The 18599-nt window shown below is 43.7% G+C and carries 18 protein-coding genes, 1 tRNA gene and 1 pseudogene; 14 read left to right on the top strand and 6 right to left on the bottom strand.

Annotated features, from left to right (window positions below):
• On the top strand, positions 1 to 249 hold a 249-nt coding region (locus C400_RS27020; RefSeq protein ID WP_017428065.1), incomplete at its 5' end, for a transposase.
• A gap of 142 nt (positions 250 to 391) precedes the next feature.
• Complete coding sequence (locus C400_RS28120) at positions 392 to 622, top strand: hypothetical protein (protein WP_017428064.1); 231 nt, start codon at positions 392 to 394, stop codon at positions 620 to 622.
• 232 nt (positions 623 to 854) lie between these two features.
• Here the strand turns inward: C400_RS28120 and C400_RS0120635 are convergent, their stop codons facing one another.
• The 4 genes from C400_RS0120635 to C400_RS0120620 all read right to left on the bottom strand — a co-directional run bounded on the left by C400_RS0120635 (position 855) and on the right by C400_RS0120620 (position 6106).
• Complete coding sequence (locus C400_RS0120635; protein WP_017428063.1) at positions 855 to 1280, bottom strand: MaoC family dehydratase; 426 nt, start codon at positions 1278 to 1280, stop codon at positions 855 to 857.
• A gap of 844 nt (positions 1281 to 2124) precedes the next feature.
• A complete protein-coding gene (locus tag C400_RS0120630) occupies positions 2125 to 3222 on the bottom strand; it encodes a GerAB/ArcD/ProY family transporter (protein WP_017428062.1) in 1098 nt (365 codons plus the stop codon).
• A 28-nt stretch (positions 3223 to 3250) separates the two neighbouring features.
• Positions 3251 to 4477, bottom strand: coding sequence for a Ger(x)C family spore germination protein (locus tag C400_RS0120625; protein WP_017428061.1), 1227 nt, complete (start codon positions 4475 to 4477; stop codon positions 3251 to 3253).
• A gap of 12 nt (positions 4478 to 4489) precedes the next feature.
• Positions 4490 to 6106 (bottom strand): spore germination protein, encoded by a 1617-nt coding sequence (locus C400_RS0120620; RefSeq protein WP_017428060.1) that lies wholly within the window; start codon positions 6104 to 6106, stop codon positions 4490 to 4492.
• A gap of 183 nt (positions 6107 to 6289) precedes the next feature.
• Between C400_RS0120620 and C400_RS0120615 the strand changes: the two genes are divergently transcribed.
• The 5 genes from C400_RS0120615 (at position 6290) to C400_RS28110 (ending at position 8728) form a co-directional block, all read left to right on the top strand.
• Positions 6290 to 6484: a hypothetical protein gene (locus C400_RS0120615; protein WP_017428059.1), complete on the top strand. Its 195-nt coding sequence runs from the start codon at positions 6290 to 6292 to the stop codon at positions 6482 to 6484.
• A gap of 23 nt (positions 6485 to 6507) precedes the next feature.
• Positions 6508 to 6574, top strand: a tRNA-OTHER gene (locus C400_RS27220).
• 950 nt (positions 6575 to 7524) lie between these two features.
• Positions 7525 to 7920 carry a YmaF family protein gene (locus C400_RS0120605; RefSeq protein ID WP_017428058.1) on the top strand — a complete coding sequence of 132 codons (396 nt, stop codon included), beginning with the start codon at positions 7525 to 7527 and terminating at the stop codon, positions 7918 to 7920.
• 479 nt (positions 7921 to 8399) lie between these two features.
• Positions 8400 to 8624, top strand: a complete 225-nt coding sequence (locus C400_RS28115) for a phage terminase small subunit-related protein (protein WP_017428057.1) — start codon at positions 8400 to 8402, stop codon at positions 8622 to 8624.
• Positions 8621 to 8728 (top strand): hypothetical protein, encoded by a 108-nt coding sequence (locus tag C400_RS28110; protein WP_017428056.1) that lies wholly within the window; start codon positions 8621 to 8623, stop codon positions 8726 to 8728. The genes C400_RS28115 and C400_RS28110 overlap by 4 nt, the downstream gene beginning before the upstream one ends.
• A gap of 345 nt (positions 8729 to 9073) precedes the next feature.
• Here the strand turns inward: C400_RS28110 and C400_RS0120590 are convergent.
• Positions 9074 to 9986: pseudogene (locus C400_RS0120590) on the bottom strand (AraC family transcriptional regulator N-terminal domain-containing protein).
• Between the two features lie 162 nt (positions 9987 to 10148).
• Between C400_RS0120590 and C400_RS0120585 the strand changes: the two are divergent.
• The 7 genes from C400_RS0120585 (at position 10149) to C400_RS0120555 (ending at position 17076) form a co-directional block, all read left to right on the top strand.
• A complete protein-coding gene (locus C400_RS0120585; protein ID WP_017428055.1) occupies positions 10149 to 10910 on the top strand; it encodes an SDR family oxidoreductase in 762 nt (253 codons plus the stop codon).
• A 210-nt stretch (positions 10911 to 11120) separates the two neighbouring features.
• Complete coding sequence (locus C400_RS0120580) at positions 11121 to 11948, top strand: TIM barrel protein (RefSeq protein WP_017428054.1); 828 nt, start codon at positions 11121 to 11123, stop codon at positions 11946 to 11948.
• Between the two features lie 16 nt (positions 11949 to 11964).
• Positions 11965 to 13311, top strand: a complete 1347-nt coding sequence (locus tag C400_RS0120575; RefSeq protein WP_017428053.1) for an amino acid permease — start codon at positions 11965 to 11967, stop codon at positions 13309 to 13311.
• Between the two features lie 160 nt (positions 13312 to 13471).
• Positions 13472 to 14485: an SIS domain-containing protein gene (locus tag C400_RS0120570; protein ID WP_016819460.1), complete on the top strand. Its 1014-nt coding sequence runs from the start codon at positions 13472 to 13474 to the stop codon at positions 14483 to 14485.
• Positions 14486 to 14579: 94 nt separating this feature from the next.
• Positions 14580 to 15362 carry a fructoselysine 6-kinase gene (gene frlD / locus C400_RS0120565; RefSeq protein WP_017428052.1) on the top strand — a complete coding sequence of 261 codons (783 nt, stop codon included), beginning with the start codon at positions 14580 to 14582 and terminating at the stop codon, positions 15360 to 15362.
• 63 nt (positions 15363 to 15425) lie between these two features.
• Positions 15426 to 16154: a GntR family transcriptional regulator gene (locus C400_RS0120560; protein WP_016819462.1), complete on the top strand. Its 729-nt coding sequence runs from the start codon at positions 15426 to 15428 to the stop codon at positions 16152 to 16154.
• 271 nt (positions 16155 to 16425) lie between these two features.
• A complete protein-coding gene (locus C400_RS0120555; protein ID WP_017428051.1) occupies positions 16426 to 17076 on the top strand; it encodes a hypothetical protein in 651 nt (216 codons plus the stop codon).
• 356 nt (positions 17077 to 17432) lie between these two features.
• Here the strand turns inward: C400_RS0120555 and C400_RS0120550 are convergent, their stop codons facing one another.
• Positions 17433 to 18416 carry an SPRY domain-containing protein gene (locus tag C400_RS0120550; RefSeq protein WP_017428050.1) on the bottom strand — a complete coding sequence of 328 codons (984 nt, stop codon included), beginning with the start codon at positions 18414 to 18416 and terminating at the stop codon, positions 17433 to 17435.
• Between the last annotated feature and the right edge of the window lie 183 nt (positions 18417 to 18599).

Raw genomic sequence — 18599 nt, 5'->3', positions numbered from 1 at the left:
GCTTCCGGTAAATTTACAGCAACTCGAAACCGAATCACGAAACGTGGTTCCAGGCAGTTGCGTTACGCACTGGTAATGGCTGTCCAGTGTGGGCTTATACGCTCCCGAAATATGCGACTCAAAGCGTTCTATGATCGCAAGAGAGCAGAAGGAAAACCACATAAAGTAGCTCTAATCGCATGTGCAAATAAGCTCATCCATTGGCTTTATGCAATCTTGAAAAACAAAAAGGAATTTCGTCCAATTTAAAAGATTATCATTGGCATAAACTTCCAAGACACAACGGAAATTGGAGGGTTATTTGGCATGCTCATTTTAACTATACCACATGATTTAGAATCACTTTACTGGTAATCTTGACAAGCTATTAGCTGGTATAGCTTAACATCGGATGCCAGCTATTAAGGAACTAGAGATAAAGAAGGTGAAGGTGAAGCGCACAGAGGATATAAAAGTTAGGGTGCTTGCTTTAGAGCAAGATAACTATATTATAGGTACGGATAATTTTTCCACACTACAGGATATCATCATCTGGAGGGGGGATCACAATCAAAAGAACATCATGCTTGCAGGGGACGAGAAGGGGACTTTAGAGAGCATTAGGGCGAACGTAATTCAATAATTACAGACTTTGGGGGTATGTGGATACTAACGGGAACTGTACCGGAACGCACTCGTTATATATTAATTTAGTAAGAAAGGTGTTCCCCTTTTAATGAGAAGCACCTTTTCAAAATACTTTAAAACTTTTTGAATTTGTGGCTCTTCCAAACCGTTTTTATCTAATCCGGAAGGTTCAGCAGTGATTCCTTTATCAAGTGTCTCCTCAACAAAGGATAGAACAGCCTTTCATTTTATTTATTAACTAAAGCAGACAATTCACCTTCAAAGACTTTCTCTTCTTTGTCATTAAAAGTGGTCAGCAAAACAGTAACTATTCCTGTTTCACTTCGTTTTTCCCTAAGCTCAGTCACCTCCACAATTGTATGTAATTCATCTTCCGGGTACACGGGTTTTATAAATCTGATATTGTTAAAAGCAGTTCCCGCAATGACATCGTCACCATAAATACCTGTTTCAACCCAAAGCTTAAAAGAAACTGCTAGCGTTTGGATTCCTGAGGCGATGATTCCATTAAATCTTCCCCGCATTGCTTTATCTTCGTCCAAGTGCATGTATTGCGGGTCGAACTCAGCTGCAAATCTCGTGATATTCTCTTTAGTTATCTTTATGGACTTGGTTTTAAATGTTTGTCCGACAAAAAAATCATTAAATTTCATAAATGTACTCCTTTGCTGAGATTATGTGCTGGGTGGACTCCATTTAAAATTTATGGCTTGATTATAACACTTGATAATAGTACTTAGTACTAATTATATAAATATGCCCATTTAGAAAAAACACTAGAATATATTGTAGCGACATCAGCGACTAACGAAAACGAGAAGATATCAAATCTGCTCAATGTTATAATTGCCGTAAACCAATGTAGCATAGATGTAGAAGATATACTCCTCGATTTGAAGCGGAGATTAATTCGTTTTCTGAACAGCCTTTATGATTATCGCGGCTAGCTTTTTGTTGTTTATTGTAACTGTGCCTAATCAAGCCTTTAACCACCACCATCGTATCCAGCCTCAAGTTACCATTGGAGGAGCTTAAACGTAAGCAAAGCAAATCCCCGCTAACCTGACTGGTCGGCGGGGATTTTTGTTGAACAATCTAAGGACAGTATGTTGTACAGTACCCCTTGTACAAATTTATGATTCCCAGAAGTGAAAAATTTATGTGTAATTAAAAGCAATGCTGCATTACAAATAATACAAAATAAGCTGTCTGGTGCACTTCAATGATATGAAGGTCTTTTACTTTTATTTTAGAACAGAAACAGCTACAATTATCGCTGCTGTCTCCTTGTGCTTATTGAGCATCGTTTCCCGCAAGCCCAATAGTTGATGGTTATTTACCCCGCTTATTAACCAAAGGGAAAAATAGGAAACTTCTTGAAGTCTGGTCTGTAGTGCACTGATATGCTTGACCTCTGGTATAGGCATGCATGTTTCTATTTCTACTGACCACTTCAACCGTTGCGGCAAATCAACATGTTCGTGACTACAGCAGCTGCTAATTATAAGCCCTTTTCTTCTTCTTCCGAATTAGCATGGTCAGGAAAAGGAGGACAGGCAGTACAATCTGAAAAATAGGCCAGACTCGAACCAAGGCTACATGAAGACCGAACCACAAAAATTCGGTTAACCTAGGGGAGAGAAACGTAAGAGCATATATGATGATGCTTAGCAACAGTAACGCAGGCTTATATCTAAAGGGGGTTATCGTTTGAAGCCCTATGACGGCACCAAACATAAAACCCGCCGTTTTGACTCCGATTCCAATAAATAGAATCATCGTAAACAGGACATCAGCTCTCTCAACGATCTTCGGAAGTTGAATTAGTTGAGTAACCTCAAACAAGGGATAAGTGCTTGATGCCGCCCATTCTGGACCTAGAACCAGGACTGATAGTTCATTCATTACGATAAGGAACACAGCAGTGAACCAGTAAGCAATGACGATCGACCGCTTTAATTTACGCTTATCCGTGACGATTTTGAAAAGCACAAGAAAAAGAACCGTCTGCCCGAAGGGAAAAGACACGATCTCGGGAATGGCAGCCTTCAATACGGGGGTTAAACCGTTCTCCAATACAGGAAACAAAAATTCAAAGTGAATGAGTCCTGTAAAAGGAGTAAGCACTAGTAGAATGCCGTAACCAAACGCCAACAGAAGCAGAAATAAATGACATAGAAGGAACCAGACTCTCGGTCCAAACCAAACTACATCAGCACAGACAGTTAACGCTATAAACGTAATGATTTCAGTAGGGGTTCTGTTCAGCAATGTCAATGCTCCGAGCTCACCCATGTCCCTGACACTCCTGGAAGCTTCGTAAGCAAAGTAACCGATGAACATAAGTCCCCCCAGACTACCTATCCATTTTCCCCAATAATGGCATAGGAGCTCGTACAAATCCCGGTGTGGGTCAAGCTTATGCATGTATAAGTACATCATAAGCAGTACGAAGCCTGCAAGTGCACCGATCAGCATGGCTAGCCATGCATCCTGCTTGGCTTTAGCTCCCAATAGGAATAACGTTGTACTGCCTACCTGAAACAAGGAAAAGGCGATAGCTAACCCGGATACCTTGGTGACGGTTTTATTCATACTGTTTAAGCCCCTTTATACAAATGGGTTAGGATTGACTTCCGATATGCTTCTGTAGGAGGCCAGGACGCTGAATCCGTGCATCCACTCGAATGTCCAGTTCTATCTTCTTGAATTCCTGATCCCAGTTGTTTTTCACCGTCTCCCACTCCCTTGGGAACCTCCGGTGAATCCGGTCAGCAAAACCAGTTGCGTCTACACCAAGTTCCTGAAGTTTAGCCCAGCCCCCATTTATCGTACTGGTCACTTCTTTTGCAATCTCTTCTTCCAGATCATGTATGGTCTTCGTCTTGGACATATCCTTAGTGCATGTAGTTTCATTTAAAGTCCCGTTAATTTTCACTCTAACCTGCATAGTGTAATGAGAACTCGTTTTTCTGGGTGTAAGCTTTACATTAGCAGAGTTTACTATTATGGAAGAGTACATTTCCCTGCCGGGTTGTTCGCTGCATGGGAACGAAATTTCGGTGTTGTTAACTTTTTGAGACAGATAAGATACACCCAGACTCTCTTCCTTGTTGAGAAACCCTTTGAGCTTTCCTTTTTGGAATACCGCCAATTTAGTCAGTGCCAGCTTGAGCGGGGCCGAGGTTTTTTTGAAGACATCCAGACTCTCTGCTTCCTTTTCATCCTGATAATCCCTTTCTCCGATCATCTCGGCGACAGGTACTCCAATAGATTTGGAATCCGAGTTCATGCTTAATACGAAATCATAAACCCTAACTTTCGGAAATACCGATAAAATATCGCTCTCTTTGTCGACCAATTCAGCCATGGCGGCGCCTTGAAGTTTATCAGGCGGCAACAATTTCTTTAATAGATCGGATGCTAGTCCGTCCGTTATAATCATATTTACCATCTCCCTCGCTTCTGTATTACGAAGATAAAAATCGATTAAACGGTCCATTCCTTTCTCAGCCGCTCTCTTACCGATAAATACAACACGATTATGTGCTAAGTAAATTTGTCTTGATGTTTTCAAATTGCTGTACGATAAGGCCTGGTTATAGGTTTTGGACTTTACTGAGAATACATGGGATGCCGGTTGAGAAGACCCTCCCGTTCCTCCTCCGGTACCACTTGCAAGGGAGGAGGGAATAATAATCTGATAGGACATCATCCACTGTCCGTCGTCCATCATATCTACTCCTGTAGCCGCAGTTACCCACAGCTCATTCAGTTCGACTCGGTTCCAGCAACCCGCCAAAATGAATAATATGACCAAAGCAAAAATAAACCTGCCTAATTGGGACATATCGGTTCCTCCTTACGCCATGGGATCTCGGCCGTGTTCCCCCGCCTGTTCTGCAAATGATTCCTGTTCCGTTGCCTGTCTTACTGGATTGACATCCCCAATCATTTCCGGCCGTTTCTTCATCTTCCACCAAGGTACACGCACAAACAGGTCTTTCATATTGCTCGTATAGAAAGGTGCGAGCGGCATCATATAAGGAATGCCGAACGAATTCACAGATACTAATCGAACGAGGATGGGAACCAAGCCCGCCAAAACGCCGTATAATCCAAATAAACCCGCTAACAGCATGAGTCCAAACCTGAGCAAACGAACAGCTCCCGCCATATTGATCGCAGGTAGTACAAAGTTGCAGATAGCTGTGAATGAAACCACAATCACCATAGCTGCGGAAACCAATCCCGCCTGTACAGCAGCTTGTCCAAGAACCAATGCCCCAACGATAGAGATTGCAGGCCCTACGGCGCGCGGCATTCGTACTCCTGCTTCGCGAATAACCTCGAAGGTCAGCTCCATTAGCAATGCTTCAAGCAGGGCTGGCAATGGTGTATTCTCTCTCTGTGCAGCCAAAGTGATGAGCATTGTTGTAGGCAGCATTTCCTGGTGAAACGTAGTTGTTGCAATAAAGAATGAGGGTAATAGCAATGCCAAGAAAAAGGATGCCATCCGAACGATTCGAAGAAAAGATGCCAGATCATAACGTTGGTAGTAGTCTTCACTGGATGCGATGAACCGAAATAAGGTTACGGGAGCAATCAGTACAAATGGAGTCCCATCAACCAATATCGCTACTAACCCTTCGAGCAAGCTGCCTGCAACAGTATCCGGGCGCTCAGTGTTATATATGGTTGGAAAGGGTGTCCATACCCCATCTTGAATAAATTCCTCGATATATCCACTTTCGAGAATACTATCAGTGTTGATGGAATCTAATCGTCTGGAGATTTCCTTAACTACCTCTGGTTCTGCAATGCCTCGAATATATGCCACCGATACCTTCGTCTGCGTGTATGATCCGATAATTCGAGAATCAAAGTGGAGTTCAGTTGATTTGATCCTTCTCCGGAGGAGTGCAATATTGGTGGATATATCCTCCGTAAACCCCTCTTTAGGGCCGCGAATTACTGTCTGCGATGTTGGCTCCTCAACCGCTCTTTTAGCCCCCCCGCTGATAGAAGCAGCAAAGGCCTTGGTGCTTCCTTCGACAAGGAGAGCCACCTGTCCATAAAGAACGGCATGGATAAGTGCTTTCTCATTTTCAAGGCAAGTGATGCCCCCAATAGGAATACGATCCATCAACCAACTTTCAACATTACGATCAGAGAGATCCCCATTTCGAATACCTGCAGTGAGCTCCTCCAGCAGTGTCGTTAAAATTTGCTGATCAATCAAGCCTTGAAGAAAACCTACAGCGAGAACCGGATTGCCCTGTTTATCGTTCAAACAACGAAGAATGAAATCCGTGCTATGTCCTATTTTCTGCTTCAGCATGGTCACGTTGTCCTTAAGCGTGCCACTCAGCTCTTCGAATAACTCAGTCGATTTTTCGTCATTAACTGGTTCAGAGTTCATGCCATTTTTAGATCGTGAAGGCTGTTTAAACAGCCATTTTTTTAACTTGTCAACCATGCCATATAGTTCCCTTCTAGATGTCGGTCAACTGTAATATGCTGCTATTCCACAGTTTATATGTACTGTTCTTGTCAAAAGATGGTCGCATACCAATCCATTGTAACTATGTTTATATTGTGGAGAGGCCCGTTAGCTTAACGTCGTCGTTCAGACTACAAGCTTTCAGCAGACAGCCGTAAGATGCCATCTATTAAGGAGCTGGAGATAAAGAAGTGGAAGCGTACAGAGGACATAATAGTTAGGTTTATGGGGGCGGATAACTATACTACGGGATATCGTCATCTGGAGGGCTGGGATTACAATCAAAAGAACATCATGCTCGCAGGAGACGAGAAGGGGACTTTGGAGAGCATTAGGGCGAACGTAATTCAATAATTACAGACTTTGGGGGTATGTGGGTACTAATGGGAACTGTATCGGAACGCACTCGTAATGCGTAGACCGGGGGTTCAATTCCCTTCACCAGCATCTTATAAAATTCAAGTGCAGCGCGGCTTCCAGGCTTTTTGGAGGTCGCGCTTTTTGTTGGAGCGAGCATTTTTCTAACGTTCTCTTATGGTGGATGAATACCGAAAGCGGGTTGCACCAATGGCTGCCAAGTGGAATGAATAGCGCAAAAGCAAAGTCAATACGGTACCGCCGAAAGATGGGGAGCCAGTAAACGGTCAGCAAGAAGAACAACAACATGACGACGGTGTCGCGATGAAGGAAAGACATGGATGCAGATAAGCATCGGCTTGAGCAGCGGCCAGATAAGGATTCCAAAACTGGGCTAAAACACAAATATTAACTATGCATTAACGCCTAAGGGAAAATTGAATAGCATACACCGTAACGAAAAAATTCCTGAGGGAGTGGGTAAAATGAAGAATGCAAATCAGAATAGACAAAGTGGGAAACGTGGGTTAGGAGGACCGACGTATCTACTAAATCCAAATCAAGTGGCCTCGTTTATAAATCAAACGGTTGACTTTACACTTAATAGTGGGCAAAGAGTTTGTAGAGTCTTTATACATTCTGTATCACCCGAGACTAACCCTCAAAACTCAACTTATGGAGACTTCACCTATCTAGTTTTCCAAAATGGGAAGTTCTATATGATATCAAATAATGCAGCTAACATCTCACAAATAGGATTGGCCGGTTCAATTTGTATGTAAAATAAAGTGAGCACTCTAAACGGAGTGCTTTTTCTTTTGCATTTATTCGACAGGATGTAAGCCATTTTGAGTGCTCTTTCCGTTACATGGGAATGCCGGAAGGAGTGCAGAAGAGAACAGAGAGAGGGCATGCACACGCTCTGACAGCCTATTAGCCACCCACCCGAATAGTGGAAACCAACCCCAATAACCTTTTGAACATTTACACTACCTCTTTCATAGTATACGGCAGTTGATAAAGAGAGGAGGCTACTGATGGAAATACCAATAACAGGTTTTGTTGTTCATTCCGGTGATTCCGGTTCTAACCATTCGCATAAGCTTTTTATTAGTTCGTGGGATGGTAGACCAGTTAATGTTCACGTACATCCTTTTAAAGGGAATACATCACTTGATGTGGGACACTACCATCATTACGCTGGGGTAACAGAACCAGCTCCAAGTGGTGTTCCGCATGTTCATAATTATTATGCAGAAACATCATTTAACGATCAACATACGCATTTAATTAGAGGAACTACAGGACCAGCTATTCCCTTGACTGGTGGCGGGCATTACCATCATTTTGAAGGGTATACAACAGTAAACGGTAGAATTCCTCATGCCCATAGGTACAGTGGAAATACTGGAGATGAGAAAGAATATCGATAGTAATCAATTAGAAAAACTCAACCCGCTACAAATAGTGGACTGATGGAGTTGGTGCTGACGCTCAGATAGCAATTTGGATGGGAGTTTCAATTTAGAAAGCACTAGAATTTTAACTGCAAGGACTTATTGATGAAATGAGTGTATATTTAGCTCCTGTAGTAGAGGCAGGTACGAACCAGCAAACAATTGTTGAAGTAATGCCCAAATATGGTGAAGCTGCGGCCGCTATACTGTAACGTCCCCCTGATTATCAGCGTATCCTCCGGCTGAATAGCGGCCCGCCACGCGTGGCATTTTTGCGGACTTCCGCTATTGCCGTGCCCCAGATGAACTTTAATTAAACCAAGCTATCAAACAAAGGAAGAAAGCTCCAACCTTTTCTGGTTCGGGGCTTTCTTTGTTTTGCCAAAGGTCACATCATATTATTAAATAAATTAAAATAATTGCATTTACATTCGTGGGGGTGGTGATTGTGTAACATGGCGAGAGAACGGAGTCCTGAGCGGGACAAGGCAAAACAGATGTGGCTAGAGAGTGACGGAGCGAAGTTAGCATTGGAGGAGCTTAAACATAAGCAGAGTAACTCCTCGCTAACCTTAACTGGTGGCGGGATATTTTCTTTCTATTTACCTGCATGCCCAGTCACAGTGTGTATTCACACATATATTAAGGTGACGACAAATAAAGGAGGGCTAAAGTTATGAGTGGATGCGCAGGTCCAGCTGTTTGCGGTGCGTGGACTTCTACAACAGCAATCTTGGTGCTCTATATCCTTTTGGTTATCATCCTTAAATCATGTTGGGTGTAACTTTTTGAAAAGATTGTATACATCCCGCATTCATCAAGTTTCTTCCGAGATTTGCCCGAAATTAAATTAGATAGAGAGCTCTGCTAACCTTATGGTTGGCAGAGCTTTTTAATTAAAGAAATTGCTTACGTTACGGAGAATTTTAGTTCACCTGGGTTCGTAGGCGCCGTTTGTTGGTCCCTGTGTTTATGGAAAAGAACGGGGAACAGGGCAAGAATTGAAAGAGGACAAGTTAGGGAATTATCTACGGGACATACCCTATAATCCGAGGTCTAGGATACCCGTTACGGATTACTGCCGGTTAGTTTAACGGTGTACTTTACTTCCAAGTTACAGGGCGCTGGGTTATTTATTATTTAAGGCAGAGCCAATATTGAATTCTATGTCACGCAGGTGACTGATATCTCTCATCGGTGGGCGTCCGAATAAGCGGGCGTATTCTCGGTTGAACTGGGAAGGGCTTTCGTAACCGACGCGAAATCCTGCCGTAGCAGCATCGTAGCCTTCCTTGAGCATCAGCCGACGTGCGCTCTGCAATCGAATGATCTTTTGATACTGTAGTGGGCTCATACCCGTTACTCTTTTAAAATGTTTGTGAAAGGTTGTTGGGTTCATGTTCACTTTTTTTTGCTAACTCTTCAATGACTAACTGTTCAGAATAGTCACGATTGATTACATGTATTGCATTTGAAATACCTTGTGCATAGCTTCCGATCACAACGAACTGCCTGAGGAGCGCTCCTTGCTCTCCCTCCAGCACACGATAAAATATCTCCCGGATGTAGAGTGGAGCTAGTATCTCGATATCCGTGGGTGAATCTAAAAGATTGACGAGGCGTAGAATCGCATCTAACAGAAAGGAAGTGGACGGATTAACCAAAATGCCCCTTCCTGTGTCTCCCTTTTTCTGTGAACTAGATTTCTTGCTTATATCTATAATGACATCAGGGCTACGTGTTAATTGTAAACTTAGGTACGGCAACTGCGGAGAAGCATGAGTAATTTTCCCAATCACTGGTAGATGTACGGATGCGACCATATAACTGGACGAATCGCATATGAAGCTTTCCCCAACAAATGTGACGGTTTTAGAGCCTTGGGCAATTACGTAAAGAGAGGGCATGTTGAGGGTATGCGTCGGTTCCGTTTCCGCGGATGTGCGCCTGAAACAAAGCTCTGGAATCGCAGTTTGGTGTAAACCGTCCGTAGACGTATGCCGTGCAATTTGCTTAGCTAACTCCGTAATGAGTTGGTTCAAACTTATTCACCAATCCTTTTTCATTTAAGCTGATATGAATATTGTAACTCAAACTAGACAGGATTAGGCAAGGAACGCGTATGAATCGTCTACCTGCTTTATTTTGATATTTCTTATAATTCAAGGCGAAAGACAATTTCCAGATGAAAGAAGGATTCGACTATGAGATTAATCCAGAATACAACCTTGTCCGGAATCAAAGATAAAGTTGTTGTTATTACGGGTGCAAGCAGTGGGATTGGTGAAGCGACTACGCTTTTACTGGCTGAGCATGGGGCAAAAGTCGTACTTGGGGCACGACGACCTGATCGCCTTGAAGCTCTTGCGGCCCGTATCGCGGAGGCTGGGGGTGAAGTCGTGTATGCTAGCACAGACGTCAGACGGCGGGAGGACGTAAACAAGCTCATCCATTTGGCATGTGAGCGATTCGGCACGATTGACGTTCTCGTGAACAATGCCGGCGTGATGCCGGTTTCTCCCCTTGACGACTTACGCGTAGAGGATTGGGAGAACATGATCGACGTCAACATTAAAGGTGTTTTGTACGGTATCGCCGCAGCACTGCCTGTCTTTCGCAAGCTGGGTTCCGGACATTTCGTCAATATTGCTTCTACAGCGGGACATAAAACTGTACCGAACCAGTCTGTGTATTCTGCCACGAAATTCGCTGTCCGCGCCATCTCCGAGGGTTTGCGACAGGAAGCCGGTGATAAGGTGCGGGTAACGATCATTTCACCCGGTTTGGTTCGGACGAATTTCGCTGAAGGTGTGACGAATCTGGAGGTGAGGACCCGGCTCGAAGAGTCTCGTGACCAGTTCGCAATGCCACCGGAGGCGATTGCCCGTGCCATTGCGTACGCGATCGAGCAGCCGGTTGACGTTGATGTGAACGAGATCGTAATTCGCCCCACATCTCAAGTGTAAGGTATAAGGGGGATGATAAGTAAGCCAAACGAGCAAATGTACTCGTTGAGGCTTGCTTTTTTTTGCCCCTATAGGAGCTGAGCAACCCACATTAAGAACCGGCTGAATGGCTTTTATTTATTTTTAAAAAGGCATTGAAATCTTTGTAACCCTTAGTTATAATACAAGACATAACAAATTAAAGCGCTTACATGAGAGGGGGTGAAGCAAATGAAGATTGCGGGAATGAATATTACGTATAGGCATTTTCCTTTCGAGCACTTCCTAGATCACGTGACTGAACTCGGGATCGAGCACATCGAGTTGTGGGCGGGCGAGCCTCATTTATACGTCTATCGGAATGTTCTTGGCAACTTGAGGCACATAAGGCAGCAACTGAAATCCCGAGACATGAAGGTCGTCTGTTATACGCCGGAACAGTGTGTCTATCCCTTCAATATTGCTGCTTCCGATTCCCAACTGCGGCAGAAGAGTATCGTATACTTCATAGATAATCTGTACGCGGCTCTGGAGCTGGAGACCAATATGATGCTTGTGACTTCAGGAATAGGGGACTTCGCTGTATCACAATTGGAATCATGGAAATATGCAAGCGACTCCATCTATCAGATATCCAGGGTGGCGGAGAAGGAAGGGGTGACTTTAGCGTTGGAACCTCTGACCCGATTCGAATCGAATCTAATTATCGATGCTAAGGGAATCAAGAGGATGCTGGAGGAGATCCGTTCTCCGTCATTAAAAGGGATGATCGACACCGTAGCGATGCAGCTCGCTAACGAGACACCCGAAGATTATTTCTCCCTACTTGCGGAGATGGTTCATTTCCACCTGATTGACGGTGACGGCTTGTCTGATGCGCATCTTGCTCTGGATGATGGGGTGCTGAATTGGCGGGAATATCTAACCAGTCTTCAGAGCCATCATTACGAGGGAGCTTGTACACTAGAGATTATGGGGTTCAATTATTATCAGAATCCACAGGAAGTACTTAGGGAATCAGTCAGGAAAATAAGGGGAATGGAAGTCTTATCACCTTGATTTGGAGGAACTCGTTATGAGTAATGACTCTCTTACACGAAAACTGGGCTTTTGGTCGGCCCTAGCCATCGCTGTTGGAACTACGGTAGGTTCCGGAATCTTCGTCTCTTCCGGTGATGTCGCAAAAGCTGCGGGTATGCCTTCGATCTCAATTCTAGCCTGGATTATTGGTGGAGTTATTGCGATTCCTCAGGTCATGGTGCTGGCTGAGTTGGCGACTGCCTACCCGCAAAATGGAAGCGGTTACGTATACTTGAATAAAGCAGGATGGAGGCCTTTGGCTTTTCTATACGGATGGGCAACCTTCTGGGCCCTCGATCCTCCGTCCATTTCAATTATGGCTCTGGCCATTGTTGCATACCTGGCGAGCTTCTTCCCTTTCTTCGTTGGAATTGCCGGTAAACTGCTAGGAGTAGCGATCATTCTGATCATCACGTCCATCCATTACCGTAGTGTTAAGGCAGGCGGTAGTTTTCAGGTCATTATTACGGCTATCAAAATCATCCCTTTCCTGATTGTCATTGTGCTGGGCCTCATGTATATGAACTTTGACAACTTTGCTTACACGCCCGTCGCAGGAGCGACAAGTTCAAGCTTAATTGGTGGCGTATCTGCCACGACGTGGGCTTACACGGGAATGGCCGCCATTTGTTTTATGGCTGGAGAATTCAAAAATCCAGGGAAAGTTCTCCCTCGGGCCTTAATTAGTTCGGTACTGATTGTATTGGGTTTATATACGCTGCTTGCGGTATGTGTCACCGGCCTAATGCCGTTCGATAAACTGATGGGTTCCAGCTCCGCTGTGTCCGACGCCGTCAAGTACATCCCCGGATTATCCGGCATGGCCTCATCTTTTGTAGCTGTTACCGCGATTATTGTTATCCTGGGTTCCTTGAGTTCTTGCATTATGTTTCAGCCTCGCCTGGAGTATGCCATGGCGAAGGATGGGCTGTTCTTTCAGCGTTTTGCGAAAGTTCATCCCAAATTCGAAACACCAAGCTTTTCGATTATTGCTCAGGTTACGTTGGCCTGTATTCTTGTGTTCTTCAGCAATTTAACCGAACTGCTGGGTTATTTCACGCTGATTCAGCTGGTCATTAACATTCTGGACTTTGCCGCGGTCTATAAATGCCGTAAGAGAGAGGATTATAACCCGATTTACCGCATGCCAATGTGGAGAGTAACTACTATCCTGGCTATCCTTGGGGCAGGATGGCTGGCTTGGGGAACCTTTACGTGGGCTCCAGTGCAGGGCATGATTGCCGCGGCGATAGTCATCGCAACGGGGTTGCCTGTGTATTACTACTGGGAGAAGAAGTATGGATCTAAAAGCAGTCATGACAGTAGTAATATAGTGACTTAGTCCGGATGAACTGAAGGGGGCCGATGCTGACTCGCTGATTTCCTTCAGATTTTACAAAAATAGTTGTTATAATTGTACTGTCTGGTTATGATACTATATATAATAAATAAAAATGGATGATATTGGAGAGGAACCGATCCAGTATAGGGAGGGAACGTAAATGTTGAATTTTGACGAACAGTTATTCCTTAAGCTTGTGGAACAAGAGGGCCTGGCCTTTAGAGGACAAATTGAAGAGATTGTAGACGGGATTGCCAAGAAAGGGTACAGCAATATTTTTCTGATTGGTGCGGGTGGCACAATTGCGATGATGTATCCTTATGAGTATATTCTGAAATCAAGCTCGACCATCGATGTGCATGCGGCGATTGCTGCTGAGTTTATGGTGATGAACAACAGACATTTCAGTAAGGATTCCGTATGTATTTTTACGTCTGTGTCGGGAACCACGCAGGAGACTGTTGCGGCAGCCGAGTTCTGTAAGGAACGGGGAGCGACTACGATTGCACTTGTGGCAGAAAGGGATACTCCATTAACCAAAATTGTAGATCACTGTATCACAACCGGCTCGGAGAAACATTCCTTCGATACATTCTTCATGCTCCTGTACATGGTTGTGTTCCGGTTCATGTATAACAACAATGAGTTCCCTCAATATGAACAGTTCACGAAGGAAGTTGCCTTATTGCCGCGTGCGATTCTGGACGCAGTCAAAACCTTTGACCCTAAAGCGGAAGCTTTTGCAAAAGAACATAAAGATACTGACTATCATATGATGGTTGGCTCCGGCAACCTGTGGGGGAACACGTACTCCTACGCGATGTGTATCCTGGAAGAAATGCAGTGGATTCATGCGAAGTCGATTCATGCGGCGGAATTCTTCCATGGCACGCTTGAGCTTGTGGTTGAAGATACCAGTGTTATTCTGCTGAAAGGCGAAGATGAGACAAGACCTCTAATGGATCGGGTGGAAAGATTCGCTGAGAAGATTACGAAGAAGCTGACCATTATTGATACCAAAGACTTTGCCATGGAAGGCATTAGCGAGGAGTTCAGAAAGCATTTTGCCGTAAGTATCAACTGGTCTGTACTAAGCCGTATCAGCGCCTACCTGGAGCGTGAGAGAAATCATCCGTTAACACTTAGAAGATACTATCGCCAAATGGAATATTAAGATACGCAGCCTTAGTTCATTCTATATTGATGCATTTGATTTGAGCACTACTTCGTAGTGCTCATTCTTTAATAGCAGGGAAGGCGGGAGCAAGATGAGAATCATTACAGTCGGGGATAATTGCATGGATGTCTATCAAGCAAGCGGCAAAGCCTATCCTGGAGGCAATCCGGTGAATGTTGCCGTCTATTTAACTGAAATGGGTGCAAAGACGGCCTATCTGGGCTGGGTGGGCACCGACATTTATGGGGAGATCATGATCCAGGCTATTCAGGACAAGGGTGTGGATACTTCCCGAATTTTAAAAAAGGACGGAAAAACAGCGGTAACCCACGTGGAGATGGTGGAGAATGACCGGAGGTTCGGCGAATACGACGAGGGAGTTATGGCACAGTTTTTCCTTACAGCAGAAGAGATCGATTTTGCTGTCAATTATCAGCTTGTCCACTCAGGGATATGGGGCCATGCCGATCCGTACTTTCCTCTCTTTAAGGAAAAGGGCCTGATCACTTCCTTTGATTTCTCGGATCAGTTGCAGGATGATCGGGTACAAACGTTAACGCCCTATGTAGACTATCCATTCTTTTCGTACACTCAGGATGATGATTATATCCGCCAACTTTTGGTAGAGGTCAAGCAAAGAGGAGCGCAGATTGCTGTAGCTACCTTGGGGGAGAACGGTTCGCTTGCTTACGATGGGGAACAATTCTTTCCGCACGGCGTGGGTAAGGTGAACGTCGTGGATACGATGGGAGCTGGGGATTCCTTCATTGCCGGGTTCCTTTACGGCCGATTGAAAGGGCTTTCAGCGGAGGACTGCCTGGAGCTTGGGACAATTACAGCTGGGAAGACGATAGGTTATTTCGGTGCATGGTGACTGGAGATGATCATCAATGTATAATACTTATTATAATCATTGATGGATAAGGATGAATTTACCATGAATTTGAATCCTTCAACCCCGCAGCCGCTGTACATGCAGATCAGGCAAATGTTGAAGAACGATATCCAGGACGGACGATACAAACCGGATGAACAGATTCCAACCGAAGCAGAACTCTGTGATACTTATAGTGTAAGCCGAATCACTATACGGAAAGCAATTGAGGAGCTCGTGCGGGAAGGAACCCTGACGCGAATTCCTCGTAGAGGCACCTTTGTAGCCTCCAACAAATTTCATAATGAACTGTTATCCGTAAGCGGTTTCTCAGAGTTCAGCCACCAGCTGGGCATGATTCCAAACTCACGGATATTAAGAAGCGAAGTAATCCCGGCATCTGAAGAGGTGGCTGGACATCTTCTTATTGAAGAAGGCAGCCCTGTGTTGGAGCTTGAACGCTTGATGTATGTAGATGACCGCCCGCTTTTTTATGATATAGCCCATTATTCACTGACCCGGTTTCCGGATTTGGAAAAAAAGATCGCAATGAAAGAATCGACTTACAAGATTCTGGCGGAGGATTATAACACCGAGATCGTGAGCAATGACAAGATCATTGATGTGATCGGTGCGACTAAAGATTATGCGAAATTTCTGGAATGTGATATCGGGGCGAACTTATTCCGGATATTGAAGATTGCTTTTGATGCAAACGATGAGCCTGTTCATCTCTCCACATTTATGTGTGAGACGAATCGGGTCAACCTGACGGTCCACCGGGCAAAATAGGTTATGCCCATCAGGCTTATTTTCCAAAAAGGATTTAGCTTCGAAACGATTATACGGGTACTCCAGGACGTAGCTTTATTCATCAGAATTGCTTCTTTTACTTGGACCATGGAGTCATAGGCTCTGCTGGCTTACCACCGGCAGGCCTTTTTTGTGTGTTGAAATACGAAATCAAGTTTTTGTAAGATGATTGCAGGGGTGGTATAGAATTAGATATTTCAACCATAATAAGACAGCCTGTTTAATCCAAACGTAAGAGGAGCAGAAGAATGTGAAAAATAAATGGTTACTGGCATTGTCGTTAACCTTGGCGCTCGTTTTTAGCATGAATCCACTAGTTGTCGTGCAAGCGAAGGCGGGGGAGGATAAGGGGAACATTTGCCTAATCCCCAAAATGGTGCAACTGAAAGTCGATATGCAGAAGGTATGGATCGATCATACGATATGGACGAGAAGCTATATTGTCAGCGCCATATCTAATCGTCCAGACCAAAAGGATGTATTGGACCGACTTTTACGGAACCAACAGGATATAGGTAATGTGATCAAGCCTTATTATGGGGAAGCTGCCGGTAATGAGCTGGCTGATCTTCTGAGAGAGCATATTCTGATCGCAGGGAAAATCGTAGCGGCTGCCAAAGCGGGCAATCAGGCGGACGTGAAAAAGCTAGAGGCGGATTGGCATACAAACGCCGATGATATCGCCAAATTTTTAAGTGAAGCGAATCCGAACTGGCAGTTCAAAACGCTACAAGATATGCTGTATACGCACCTTCAGTTGATTACGGAAATAGTCCTTAACTGTATCAAAGGAGACTGGAAAGCAGATATTGCCGCAACCGATAAAAATGAGATCCATATGATTCATTTAGCGGACTTCCTGACAGAAGGTATTGTCAAACAGTTTCCTGAAAAATTTTAAGCGAGTGGTGCAGTCGCCGCAAAGCAGATTAGCTTTTTATAATCACCCCAAAGGTGGCTATGGAAAGCTTTTTTCATGTTATGAGATAGACATTACCTGACAGCTAGCGTTTCTTTGGAAAAGCATAATAATTAATGACTTTTAATTAGAGTATGAACAAGGTGTACACTAAAAATATGGATCTTAATCCAAATCAAGTTGGAAGGCAAGTGTAGGTTTATTGAAAATAGGCGGTTTACAAATCTTTTGCCTAAAAGGTATATTGTCCGTAAAGCAATTTAAGCGTGACTTAGATATGAGTAGATGAAAAAAGGACTTCAATGGCATATTAGCTGATATGAAGTCCTTCATAAAGTTTATTTGGTTGAATACTCACTTACTTCGAATGTGAGAATTTTGTTGAAGATTACGTAGTCTTTGCGATTGCTGAACGGGCCTTTGTTATTATTATGTTTATCGATGGCAAAGAATGAAGCACCTCTGCCCGCATCTTTAGCGTCATACCAAGCGATGAAGGCATTCAATTCTTTTTTACTCAGATCGAATTCTTTATCAAATCCATTGTCCATCGTTACAGTTAGAATGGCGCGGTCACCAGTTGGTTGTGAGGAACCATCTGTATCCGATGGATCAGGTGTTGTGGACGACCCAGGTGTTGTAGATGAACCAGGCGCCGTAGATGGATCAGGTGTTGTAGATGGATCGGGTTTTGTAGATGGATCCGGTGTTGTGGACGGATTAGGTGTTGTTGATGTACTTGATTCTTGGTAAGGCAAAAATCCTTCGGGAATTGGATATTTAAAATCACTTGCCCCAAAATTAGCAGTATAAGTAGCAGGTTGATCTTGAGGGTTTCTTATATAAGGATATACAGTCTTACCTAGTGAAGAAGGAGTATATTTCGAGACCCCTTGTGAGATACCATTTTTATAAAAGGTTAGTGTGTCATTTTCTAGATTTAAAGCAACAGATATAACATCATTTACTGTATACACATTCCCGTAACTATAACTTCCAGCTTTAATAGAGTCATTTGTAGGCCCATAATTTACTCCGTTATACCCTTCATACCTAATTGGTGGTTTGCCTGGACCGAATAATCCAACTTCACCATATCCACCATCAAGCTTTATCTCCCAATACCATTTCCCTGAGCTTTTACCTACATTAGCAATATCGGTTTGGTTCCATTCAGTTATGGTTTTTGTTAGAGATCCATCGGACCAAGTCACATTTGTAGTCTCAGCTTTTGTAACGTTAGGGAACAATGAGAACACCGAAACTCCAATAAGTAGGGCTAACAAGATACTCCCCATTCTTTTAAACATTTTATTATTCATGACTTCCTCCTAAAATTATGTATTAACAGGTGAATTATAAAACTGAATTGGGATAATTGTCCAAACATTAAATGATATATATTCAAATGTAAGTAATATTTTGGAATTTAATTTTTGAATAAGGAAAATGAGATAACATACGCAGAAATGCTTGTTGCAGAAGGAATCTATATATAATCTCCC

This window comes from Paenibacillus sp. ICGEB2008 (assembly GCF_000307675.1).
GTDB classification, from domain to species: domain Bacteria; phylum Bacillota; class Bacilli; order Paenibacillales; family Paenibacillaceae; genus Paenibacillus; species Paenibacillus polymyxa.
Note: the sequence above shows the minus strand (reverse complement) of the source record. Positions and strands in the feature narration are given on the sequence as shown.